Origin of the sequence: Paenibacillus sp. RC67, from assembly GCF_030020805.1 — a bacterium.
In the GTDB taxonomy this organism is placed as follows: domain Bacteria; phylum Bacillota; class Bacilli; order Paenibacillales; family NBRC-103111; genus Paenibacillus_S.
In genome coordinates this window covers 1,403,402-1,415,667 of sequence record NZ_CP125098.1, presented here as the reverse complement: position 1 = coordinate 1,415,667, position 12,266 = coordinate 1,403,402, and the positions used below count along the sequence as shown (strand labels likewise).

10 protein-coding genes are annotated in these 12,266 nt (G+C 49.2%); all 10 read right to left on the bottom strand.

Features of this window, described 5'->3' with window-relative positions:
• Positions 1-37: 37 nt before the first annotated feature.
• The gene (locus QMA13_RS06505; RefSeq protein ID WP_282940344.1) at positions 38-1,177 is read right to left on the bottom strand and encodes an ABC transporter ATP-binding protein; all 1,140 of its coding nucleotides are present in this window, start codon (positions 1,175-1,177) and stop codon (positions 38-40) included.
• A gap of 1 nt (position 1,178) precedes the next feature.
• The gene (locus QMA13_RS06500; protein WP_282940342.1) at positions 1,179-3,017 is read right to left on the bottom strand and encodes an ABC transporter permease; all 1,839 of its coding nucleotides are present in this window, start codon (positions 3,015-3,017) and stop codon (positions 1,179-1,181) included.
• 29 nt (positions 3,018-3,046) lie between these two features.
• Positions 3,047-3,946, bottom strand: a complete 900-nt coding sequence (locus QMA13_RS06495; RefSeq protein ID WP_282940340.1) for a sugar phosphate isomerase/epimerase family protein — start codon at positions 3,944-3,946, stop codon at positions 3,047-3,049.
• A gap of 36 nt (positions 3,947-3,982) precedes the next feature.
• Entirely contained in the window at positions 3,983-5,191 is a 1,209-nt protein-coding gene (locus QMA13_RS06490) for an ABC transporter substrate-binding protein (RefSeq protein ID WP_282940338.1), read from the bottom strand.
• A gap of 31 nt (positions 5,192-5,222) precedes the next feature.
• A complete protein-coding gene (locus QMA13_RS06485; protein WP_282940336.1) occupies positions 5,223-6,443 on the bottom strand; it encodes an ABC transporter substrate-binding protein in 1,221 nt (406 codons plus the stop codon).
• Positions 6,444-6,529: 86 nt separating this feature from the next.
• Positions 6,530-7,732, bottom strand: coding sequence for an ABC transporter substrate-binding protein (locus QMA13_RS06480; RefSeq protein ID WP_282940334.1), 1,203 nt, complete (start codon positions 7,730-7,732; stop codon positions 6,530-6,532).
• Positions 7,733-7,816: 84 nt separating this feature from the next.
• On the bottom strand, positions 7,817-8,683 hold the full coding sequence (locus QMA13_RS06475) for a phosphatase domain-containing protein (protein WP_282940332.1): 867 nt from the start codon (positions 8,681-8,683) through the stop codon (positions 7,817-7,819).
• 94 nt (positions 8,684-8,777) lie between these two features.
• The gene (locus tag QMA13_RS06470; protein WP_282940330.1) at positions 8,778-9,803 is read right to left on the bottom strand and encodes a LacI family DNA-binding transcriptional regulator; all 1,026 of its coding nucleotides are present in this window, start codon (positions 9,801-9,803) and stop codon (positions 8,778-8,780) included.
• 102 nt (positions 9,804-9,905) lie between these two features.
• Positions 9,906-10,769, bottom strand: a complete 864-nt coding sequence (locus QMA13_RS06465; RefSeq protein ID WP_282940328.1) for a phosphatase domain-containing protein — start codon at positions 10,767-10,769, stop codon at positions 9,906-9,908.
• Positions 10,770-10,833: 64 nt separating this feature from the next.
• Complete coding sequence (locus QMA13_RS06460) at positions 10,834-12,207, bottom strand: sulfatase family protein (protein ID WP_282940326.1); 1,374 nt, start codon at positions 12,205-12,207, stop codon at positions 10,834-10,836.
• Positions 12,208-12,266: the final 59 nt, after the last annotated feature.

Here is a 12,266-nt window from a genome sequence, read left to right as displayed (position 1 = left end):
ATGTCTTTCTCTCCCAGCCCAGTAAATTAAGTTATCATCAAATAATATTTCGTTTCCGTTCGCTGCTTGGTGCAGACTCGCTCACTCGCGGAATAAGCCTTCCAGTTTCTTTATCGTACACATTCACCTTTTCAGGCGGGATCGTAACCCAGACAACCATGCCGACCGGATAATCCAACTCGCCGATAAGCTTTACCAACAAAAGATTGTCCCCGCGGGTCGTAAGTTGGATCAATGTTTCCGAGCCAGCCGGCATTACGGAATAGACGCTTAAAGGGAAGGCACCTTCACTTTTATCCGTCGATATACGAATATCTTCCGGATATACGGCCAATACGGTCTTACCGGATGCAGGCTGTACGCCTGGAATAACCAGAGTGCCAAGCTCGGATTCAGCAGTTAGACTCCCGTTATGATAGGCTGCGTCCGCATCGATAAAATTGATTTTGGGATTGCCGATGAAATCCGCAACACGTAAATCAACCGGATGACGATAAATATTCCTTGGGGTGTCCACCTGCACAAGGTTGCCCTCGAAGAAAATCGCGATCTTGGTCGACATCGTTAACGCTTCAACTTGATCGTGAGTAACGTAAATAATCGTCGTCTTCAACTCGCGGTGCAGCCGCTTCAGCTCCGCTCTCATCTCCAGTCTCAGCTTGGCGTCCAAATTGGACAGCGGCTCATCCAGGAGTAAGATTCTCGGCTCGGTCACAATGGCTCTTGCAATAGCAACCCGCTGCTGCTGACCGCCTGATAGCTCGGATGGATAGCGGTCTTTGTACTGAATGATCCGCATCTTTTCCAAAGCGCTTTCCACCTTGGTGCGAATTTCCGCTTTAGGCGTTTTATTAATGGAAAGTCCGAAGGCAACGTTATCGAATACTGTCATATGAGGCCACAAAGCATAGCTTTGGAATACAAGATTCAATCCGCGTTTGGAAGGAGGGGCATAGTAGCCTTTGGCTCCGTTGACCATTTCCTTGCCGTTGATCGTCAGGATGCCTCCCTCCGGATTCTCCAATCCGGTGATCACGCGAAGCGTCGTCGTCTTGCCGCAGCCTGAAGGACCGAGCAGCGTCATAAAGTCGCCGTCCTCGATAAATAAATCCAGATCCTTCAGTATATGATTGTTGTCAAAGTATTTATTAATCTTCTTCAGTTGAATTCCGCTCATATTATCCTCCTATGCCCTTCGAAAGATCGGCTTTGCCGTACTTCGTCGCAACAAAATTCGTAATCAATATAATTCCGATAATAATGATAACGATAGCGTCAGCATATTGCTGGTAACCCTTCTCCGCGTAGCGGAACGTCAGTGTCGTCAACGTGCTTGTCTTCGGCGTCACGAGCAGGATGATCAGATCCAGTTCCTTCATTGCGCTTATAAACAAGAGCAGGAAGGCGCTTATGAGACCCTTGCGGCTAAGCGGCACCATGATGTTGAAGAATCGCCGGAACCAGGAGGCCCCGTGCAGCTTGGCTGCTTCCTCCAGCTCTCCGCTGATTTGCAGCATGGTGCTCGTACCCGATCGGGTAGCGAATGGCAGCTCTTTGACGATCGTAATTAAGATGACGATGGACAAGGTTCCGTACAAGGCGGGAAGCAGCAAATGCGGCTGTGCGAACATGGACAAATAAATGGCGGCGAAGGAGATGCCTGGAATCAGGTAAGGCATGAATGAAAGCTGCTCTACCAGTTTTCCGGAAAGCGTTTTCCTTCCTTTGGAAATAACATATCCGAATATTAAACCCATTATAGCCGCGATTGAAGCCGCCAGCAATGCGATTTGTAAAGAATTTTTTAAGCCCAGCCAAATCGTATCGCTTTTCAAAATTCCCACTTCACCGGAAGCGATAGAGAAGTCCGAATCACCGAACCAATAGTGTGTTGTCAGGTTGCTCAGACTGTAGTTGCCGTCCTGCAGCATGAACGTTTGCCATAAGAGAAGCAGCAAGGGAAAAATACCCGCAGAGAACATAAACAGGAAGACGGCAGCGACAGCAGGAATTTTCCAGCGTCCGAGAGGATTCAAGTTTTTCCTTGAATCTTTGCCCCCAATGGTGGCGTAGCTCTTGCGCTTACCGATAGCGCGTTGGTTGAAGTAGATGGTCAGTGACGAGATGATAATCAGGATCAAGCTCAGCACGTAAGCATCGGAGATCATCCGGTTCTTCATACTGCCGTAAAGCATGGTCGCAATCGTATAGTATTTGACCGGAAGACCGAGAAACGCTGCAGCCCCGAACGTTCCCATACTTTTGGAGAAGGTCAATATTAATGCCGAAAGGATAGCAGGAAGCACCAGCGGGAACGTAATTTTTCTAAGAATGGCGAAGCGGCTTGCTCCCAAAATATCAGCTGTTTCTTCCAAGCTGCTGTTGATCGAGCTGAGGGATACGGCAATGAGCAAATAAAAGAAGGTGTAATAGTGAGCAACCAGCACGATGGAGATCGGAAGAAAGCCGTACGATATCCAGTCAGGAGGATTGATACCGAATACATACTGCAGCATCCCCTGCGTCCCGCCCACGCGGTCATTCTTGAATACGATCAGCCAGGCGAACGATTTAATCCAGGAAGGCAGCATGTAAGGAATAATCGCCAGGAACGCCCATGCCTTCTTGTAAGGAAGATCGGTTCGTGTCACGAGCCACGCCAGGCCGCCTCCGATAATCATAGAGAAAATCGAGACGAATATTGCGATATTGAAGGAATTTAACAACGGTTTGTAAAAGATCGATTGGCTGATATCACTGTACAGCACATGCATCCAATGATTTAGCGTCAATTCACCTGGTACGGCTCCCGGATTGGCCCTAATATCCTCCTGATGCCATGTGAAGGTGTGCGATACAATTTCCCACATAGGAATAACAATGGTGTAGCCAAGAAAAATAATGGCGATAGTACTGATCAAATATAACGGATTCGTAAAAAAGCCTTTTATCAGATTGACGGCACGAGTCATCGAGTACTTGGGAGCCGACCTGCCTGAATATTCGATATTGTTCACCTCTTACACCCCTTTACAGCCCATTGCTGTTATGTTGTCGATTCGAGTAATGCCGCAGCCTGCAATCGTCTGACCGAATCCAGAACATGCGCGCATAGCGATTGGTCCTGATCGAACTTGTTCATTGTGAGCTCCAAATTGTATTTTCCTTTATATCCAGCTTGCTGAAGAGCTGAGACATAATGCTCCAATGGGAGACTGTTCCTGCGTGTCAAAGGATTATGAGTTCCCGTCGCTCCCATGCCGTGAATATGCGTATGGATGGCCTTTTGCAAAAATTCAGCGGGAGGCAAATCGAGCATCGGCTCCTCCGGCAGCTCTTTCAAACCGTGTACATCCAGCAGATTCGAGTAAAAATGCCCCATATCCCAAGTGATACCGACATAAGGGCTGTTCACCTCGTTCACAATCCTTAGAACGCCCTCAATGGAGTCGCCGGGATCTACCTTACTCGACTTTTTGCGATTATTCTCAATTCCGATACGAAGCGGAAGCTGCTCGGCATCTATCATCCCGACCCAATCCTGCAGAAGTTCGACCGTCTGGCGATGAAGCTCCTCCTCCGAACCTGTCTTGGCATCGAAGGCATGCAGCGCCATCGTCAAGCTATCCTGATATTTGTGAAAATGCTTCAGCACATAGGACATAGAAGGATAAATTTCGGCGAATCGGGAGCCCGGATGCTCCCCCGCCACATGCCCGTGAATCGTCACTTGAAGCCCTACATCCCAAATGGTTTGGATAAGATCACGATAAGCCCACTCGTCCGCCCCCCGTGGCAATATCCTGATTTCGATCGATCCTACTCCACTAGACTTCAGCGCATCCAGCAGCAGCTCCACCCGGTCATAATGAGCAATTAAATCGTTGGGACTGTCCTTGCTCGATTTTCCAAGAAATACAGGGCTTTGTATCGAAAACCCTAACATAGGCCAACACTCCGTTTCGATTGTGTACTTGTCGATCTATTGATTCTTGATCCAGAAATTGACGACATCCTGATACACCTTGTAAAATTTCTCGCTGTCGTACTGCCACACATTCAGCTCATTGATGTTTTTGCTGTTCTTGTGCTGCACATCAGAGCGGGTCATCCAGGAGCCGATTTCGTTAAACGGCGCTGTGCCTTCCCCTTTGCCATCCGCTTCCCCAGCCATCCATCGCAGCAGCAGCTTCGCCGCATTAGGATGGGGCGCTTTGTTGCCTACGAATAGCAAGCCTTCGTCCACGACCGACAGCTTCGGCTTCATATCCCAAATGATGTCGGCCTTCAAGCCTTTGTCCGCCATTTTGCGAATGTCTCCCGACACGCCGATGAACACGGGAGCCGGTTTGTTCGGCGCTGCTTTACCAACTGCATCTTGACCGTCACCGCTCGCTTTGACGAGAATGACGTTTTTGTAGAAACGCTGTAAAAATTCATAGCCCGCGTTCGGGGTTCCATTCAAAACGATGTCCGAACCGAACTTCTCTTTGTAGGCTTTGGCCATTTCATCTGAATTGACAACAAATGCTACAAACATATCCATTTGCGCCGGAGACTGAAGCGGATCAACCATGAGCACCCTGTTCTTCCATTCCGGTGTCGTCAAATCCCACCAGTTATTGACCGGAGGCGTCTTGTTCTGCTCTGTGTTGTAGAACAACGTACGGAATTCCAGATACGGAACGAAAGCGATCCCTTTGCTCCGCCACGGCTCGAAGACATGCGCTGCGATATCATCGGGAAGATATTTGAACAGCATGCCTTTCTTGACCAGCTCTTCCTCGATGCCTCCGCCTACTTCTTTCGTTAACACCAGATCAGCATTGAAAATGCCTGCCGCCTGCTCACGAATCACCTTATCCATAATGACATTGGACTTTAGATCAAACGCCTCCAGTTGGATGCCGGGATATTTTTTCTCGAACGTCTTTTCCACATCGTTAATCCGCCCTGAAGTCGAATAAACCGTTACTTTCCCTTCTTTTTTAGCTTTTTCGTAAAGCTCATCCACCGTCTCTGTCTTATATAAGCCGTTCTGTTCCGCCCACTCCGATTTGCCTTGTCCTCCTGTGGCTGCTCCTCCGCTTGCTGCTTTATCTGTTGAAGTCTTGGGGGTTGAAGTGCTGCAGGCTGCGATTACCATGCTGAAGGTCAGAAGCAATGCGCAAGTCATCCTCGCTCTTTTCATTAAAATCCCCTGCTTTCCTATAGTGAGTTCATCACTGCATTTTGAGCCAAAACTCTCTGAACTTCACAAAATTTTTGTAAAAAAAGTCGGAGTCATAATCCCACACATGGAGTTTATCGATCGGAAGCTGGTCGGTCCGTCCGTTATCGGTTCGAGTGGACCAGGAGCCCATCACATTAAAAGGCTTGAATCCGTCCGCTTTCCCATCGGCTTCCCCAGCCATCCAACGAATCATCAGCTTGGCTGCATTGACGTTCGGCGCTTTATCTGCCACGTACAAGTAAGAAGGTCCAACTACCGATATGCGTGGAAGCACGTCATAGGTAGCAGCTATGCTCATCTTTTTATCGACGACATCTCTCAGCTTGCTGGATGCGCCTATGCCTATAGGAGGTTTTCCTTGGCTCGTGACGCCAACAGCTTCCACTACTTCGTCGCTTGACTTCATTAGAACGGGGTCATTTTTAAGGAAACGTTTGATGAACTCATAGGCGGCATTTTCCGTTCCTTCAAGGACGATGTCCTTGCCGAATTTATCTTTGTAGGCCTGCTTCATCTCATCCGCATGCTGGACCATGGCGAGGAATAAATCCATCATATCCGCCGAATCGATCGGATCGTTCAGCAGCACCTTGCCCTTCCACTCCGGCATTGTCAAATCCCACCAGTTCGTGACGGGAGGCGTTTTGTATACATCGGTGTTGTAGAAGATGGCTCTTAAACTGAAGTACGGCACCAGACCGCTGCTCTTGCTCTTATAAGGCTCGACCATCTTCGCTGACAAATCGGTCGGCAAATATTTGTGAACCAGCTTCTTCGTAGTCAGCTCCGTGGAAACAGCACCGCTGGCATCCTTGACGAAGATGACGTCGGCATTGTAAATGCCCGCAGCTTGCTCCCGAATCACCTTCTCTACAATATCATTCGTCGACATGTTAAAGGCTTCCACCTTGATTCCCGGATATTTGGCTTCAAAGGTCGCCTTCACATCTTTAATTCGGCTGGATTGGGAGTACACAACCACTTTGCCTTCCTGCTTCGCTTTGGCATACAGCTCGTCGACGGTCTCCGTCTTATTCAAACCGTTCTTCTCTGCCCATTCATTCGCTGCCTGAACGTTTCCTGCCGCCGCCTGCTTGCCGTTGCCTTCCGCTTGACTTCCTTTTCCAGGAGCGGCATTGCATGCAGCAAGCATGAACATCATCGAAAAGGCAACCAGCAACGCGTTAACCGCCTTGCGCTTTTTTCTCATTGTGATGAAGCCTCCCGTTTCCTAATTTACAGGCACATCCATCGATGATAACGTTTGCAATTCATTCTCTTGCGGTTGCAGTCCGTTTACTGCTGCTTCAGCCAGAAATCACGAACTTTAGGCGAGTTTTCATAGTAGAAGACCGGATCATATTTCCATACATTCAGCTTCGCAAGAGGTAAATCTTCCACCTGCTTCACATCCGATCGTGTAGGCCATGCCCCCCAAATATTGAACGGCTTCAGCCCGTCGGCATTGCCGTCTGCCTCTCCAGACATCCAGCGAATGAGCAGCTTAGCCGCATTCGGATGCTTCGATTGATCTCCCACATAGAGGAGCGCCTGCTCCACATGAGACACCTTCGGCTTAATATCGTAGGATACACCTAGCTTCAGTCCTTGCCCTTGCGCTTCGCGCAGCTTGGTGGAGACAGCCAGCCCGATGGGTGGCTTGGTTTGCCCTGTTTTACCGACTGCTTTGACGATATCTCCGCCCGAATTGGTCAGGATGAGATCGTTTTTGGATAACCGGCGAATAAATTCGTATCCCGCATTCGGTGAACCGTTCAATTCAATGTCCTTGCCGAATTTATCTTTATAAGCCTGCTTCATATCTTCCGCATTTTGTACGAAGGCCAGGAACAAATCCATAGTATCCGCCGATTTCATCGGATCGCTTATCATTAAGCGTCCTTTCCATTCAGGTGTTGTGACATCCCACCAATTCGTGATCGGAGGTGTTTTGTACACATCCGAGTTATAGAAGATCCCTCTAACTTCAACATAGGGGACAAGTCCCTCTACTTGAGATTTATAAGGCTCCACCATCTTACCGACAAGATCGCTTGGCATATATTTGTGTACGATACCCTTTTTCAGCAGCTCCATCGTGAAGGTGCCGCCCGTGTCTTTCGTGAAAATAACATCCGCATTATAAATACCCGCGCCATGCTCACGGACCAGCTTCTCCAGCATATCGACCGAGCTGATGTTGTAGGCTTCCACTTTCACGCCAGGGTACTTGGCCTCGAAAGAATCTTTGACATCACTAACCCGACTGGACATGGAGTATAGGACAACGCTGCCTTCCTCTTTTGCCTTGGCATAAAGCTCTGCCGCCGTCTCCGTCTTATTCAATCCCGCCTTCTCAGCCCAACCCGCTGACGCTCCTGAACTCCCCTGAGCGCCGGTGCTTTTGCTGTTGCCCCCTGACCCGCCACATGCGCTTACAGTTAATACGATAGAACATAACAATGCCGCCAGGGTTGATCTTCTTATTGTCTTACTCATGGATACCCCCCTTTTTAATAGTACACTCGGTTTGATTAAGCGCTTTCTCCATTGGACAATGACAAGCTCCTCTCAGTAAAACGATCAGGAGCCTTGTTCTTCATTCCATTGTGACCAAGAAGTCTCATACTGGTTGTGTGCGTTGTGAACGCAATAAGTGTAAAAATGTCGGATAAACGCCAGCCGTTCCTGGGCCGCTTCATATTTGTACGTATCATTCGGGTCTATCCGGTTGAAATCTCTTCCGCCGATAGCGTTGTTTCGATTTAAAATATCGTGTAGACTTACGTTCACCGCATTATTCATCATGTCATACATACAGAAAAACGTGCTGGCACGACCAACGCCTCCGCGACAATGAAAATGAAGCCACATCCCCTTCGGAAGCTTTTGGACCCAAGCAATGAACCGATCCACTTCCGCGTCTAAAGGGCGATGATGATCTGTAACAAAAAAACGCTGATACTGGACTCCCTCTGCTTGTGCCAAAGCCTCTTCGCTCAGCACCTGTACAGGCTGTTCAATTGGATGCTCTATGAATACCGACTTGCCTTCGACATAATCAAATCGTATGGATTCTTCTTGAAGCAGGCTGTTCAGCAGCCTGGCGTTTACTGTCTGCACCTCTTCGTTCGTCAGCCCTTTATTCACACCATTGTGGGTATCAAGCCAGTTGACCGCCATCCCGTTGACGAACCCATGGCTTTCCTGCCGCAAATCCACTAGCATGATAGGCACATCCCCTACGCTGCGTATAAGACTCTTCAGCTCCTTTTGGGAATACTGACCGCTTGCCGATGCCTGAAGCTCTCTAAATCCCGTTAGATCGGGCTCACCTCCGGCTTCTGTTGGCACCAAGGACGTGGACATACGAAATCGTTTGGGCAGACGATCGATATCTTCCCTCTCTACGACCAAACGGATCACAACGCTTGCCTCCGTGTTTGACATACTATGCCGACCTCCTGCGATTTACAAAATCACTGACGATAAGTAAGCGTTATCATTTCACTGAAAAATGGAGAGACTTAGCACAGCAAAGTCTCTATTCTTTGGACGCCAATTGTTGAGCAATTGAAGAGCAAGTACCCCTCACAATCAGCTGCGTTTCGAGCGTAATCGAATCTGCGGTGAGCATATTGTCCGTCATCATCTGCATTAACATTTCTGCAGCCTTTCTTCCCATCTCTTTGCGTGGCTGGGCGACGGTCGTCAGCTTAATCCAATGCAGATCCGTCACTTCCAAATTATCAAAGCCGATAATGCTGATCTGATCCGGTACGGCTATGTCGTGCTTCGCCGTATACTCCAGAGCGCCGATGCCGAGCAAATCGTTGGCTGCAAATACAGCCGTCATGTCCGGTAATTGCTCCCGCAATCGCCCCATGGCCTTATATCCGCACTCAATGGTCCGACCGTTCCATGAAATACCTTGAGGGTCCGGGGTAATTCCCTGTTTCTCCATGCTGTCTATATAACCGCGATACCGTTCCTGACCGGTAAACGAATAGCGAGGCATCCCAATAAAGCCGATGTGCCTATGTCCCAAGGAGAACAAATAATCCATCGCGCGACAGGTTCCTTCGTAATGGTTAACGTCCACGAATGGCATATTCAATGTCTCCGGCGGCCGTCTGCGAAGAAATACAACCGGGATGTTCAACCTCTGCATCAGCTCCATAGCCTCATCATCCAGAAAATCCGGCGTTACGATAATGCCATCCATCTTCCGCTCCATGACACTGGTCAGAAACCGTTTTTCCTTGTCAGGTCTTCTAGACGTATTGACGTAGACGACCTGATACCCGTTTTCCGAGAGCACTTCTTCAACGTCATGAGCCATGGCCGAGAAAAAAGGATCGGTAATATCCGGGATCATAAGGCCTACCGTATTGGACTTGCGTTGAATCAAGCTTCGAGCCAAAGCGTTAGGGGTATAGTTGAACCGCTTCATCGCCTCTAACACTTCCTGCTTCGTTTCTTCCCGGATATCCGGATGGTTGTTAAGTGCCCGTGAAACGGTTGAGACGGAAACACCGAGCTGTTTTGCGATATCTTTAATAGTTAGCATAGTTGGGATTCTCCTTTGGTAACGTTTCCGGTAACGTTACCAAAAGTGTAAAATAAACCGCTTTCTTTGTCAACGAAAACATATTTGTGCAGCCGCCTATTTTCAATTGATTCCATTTTGCGCTTCGTTTGCTGCAAACCATTGCGACCAGGTTGTGACGTAATTATCTTGGTTGCAGGAGCAATAGTCATAAAACCGATGAAGAAAAGCCAAGCGCTCCAAGGCAGGGCCATATTTGAACTCATCCTTCGGATCTGCACTGCTAACGTCCTTGCCGCCAATCAGAATATGTCTTTGGAGGATGTCGTCTCTGCTGACCCGCTGAGCATTGTGCAGCATATCGTATATAAGCATAAAGCTGGTCGTTCGCCCTACTCCTCCGCGGCAGTGGAAATGCAGCCATGTCCCTTGAGGCAGCGCAATCGCATAACGAATAAAGCGATCGACTTCTTTGTCCAGCGGCCTATGGTGATCGGTAACAAAGAAACGGATGTAGTCTGCTCCTTCGGACTTAACGAGCTCCTCTTCAGTCTGAACCGACTTCTGACCGGTCACGGGCCCATCCAGATCGACGGATTTTTTCTCCAAATGGTCGAAAACAAGCTCAGGAGTATCCGTAACCTCCTGCAGCAGCCGCCCCTCCTCCGTCCGAATCTCTTCTTGCGTGAGATGCTTGTTGCAGCCATTGTTCTGCCCATACCAGCTGATCGCCATCCCATTGACGAAGCCATGGCTTTCCTGACGCAGATCAACGACCGTAATGCGCGATTTGCCAATCGTTTCTTGCATAAGCCGAAGACCTTTTTGGGAGAATTGCCCGCTGCCGGATATATTCAACTCAGCCAGACCGGTTAAATTAGCCGTTTCGCTTAGCCTTTTCGGTAACGGAGTGGTCATCCTGAACTTTTTAGGCAATGCCTGCTTATTATCTACGTCGATGATGCGTTGTGCTGTTTGACTTAGCATTCTTGCAGCTCCTTTCTGTTTCCAGGTTTATGGACAGTAGTGAACTATAACATTCCTTATGCGGTTAAAAAGGATTCGTTCTCACCGGAAGCGTATTCTCCGTTTGCATCAGCCTGTGAAGCAGCTTCCATACAAGCTCAGCACGGATTTCTCTATACTCCGGCTCATTCCATACGTTCACAGATTGAAGGGGGTCCTTGCGCAAGTCGAACAGCTCCCCTTCCTCCCGATCGCTCCATACCGTCAAGCGATAGTCGCGACTACGCAGCGTCTTCTCAAACACCTCGGCCGTATTAATACGGGACACCTCGAAGTTATGCTCGATTAAGGCGAAGGGTATTCTATACGCATCCGGCTCACCCCTAAGCAGAGGAAGCAAGCTTCTCGCTTGCATCGAGTGTGGCTTCATGCTGCCGGTCAAGTCGCAAATCGTAGGAGCCAGGTCGAACAACTGGACAACATCTTCAACTACGCGTGACGGCGGAGGCTGCCTCTTCATGTCCGGCGTTCTAACGATCATCGGAATGCGGGTGCTCTCATCCTCAGACCGGCCTTTGCCCCATCGTCCATAATCGCCAAGAAATTCTCCATGATCACTGGAAAATAAAACAGCCGTCCGATCAGCCAATCCTGATTCGTTCAAGTATTGAAGCAATTCGCCTACACAGTCATCCACATGTGAGACCAACGTGTAATATGCCGCCTTCTTTTCACGAATCACCTCCTCATTGTCTGGTGTAATCTCGCAGTTTCTTGGCAGAGACACTGCCTTAGGGTCGTAGCGACCGTTCAAATCGGACGGAACGATAAAGGGTGAATGCGGATCAAAGAAGCTCGACCACAGCAAAAAGGGAGCGCCGCCATACTGCTCCAAAAATTCAATGGAAGCGGTGCTAACCCATTTGCTGTGCGAAGCGCTCGCAGGAAAGCTGCCTCTGGCCGACAGATGGTCCGTGCTGTTTCTGACGCGGAGCGCACCCGGCTCCATCCGAATCGCATCCGCATATTCAGGATAATTCCGCTCCACCCATTGCGTGTACGGATCACGATAAGTGCCCCGTTCATCCGTAACCTGAAGTGTGCGGTAGCCGTAGCTAGGATGCGGCGCCGTATGATCGCGGTACGTATGGTTCTGCACATGCAGCTTGCCAATGTGAGCCGTATGATAGCCGCGCTGGCTAACAATGTGCGGGAAGGTTACCTCCTCCTCGGATAATCGAACACCTCCACCGCGCACCTTATGCGCATGCGGGAAACGTCCTGTGAGCAGCGAAGATCTGGCCGGCATACATGCCGGAGCGTTTGTAAAAGCGTGAGTGAATCGAACTCCTTCTTCTGCCAGCCTATCGATATGAGGCGTATGGATTTCTTGGTTGCCTGCACATGAGAGCGCGTCCCAGCGCAGCTGATCTACGGTAATGATGAGGATGTTCATCATTCTATCCACCCCCTCCTAGTGACTGACATCTTTCAATTTCAAATAAAAAGGGAAAGCGC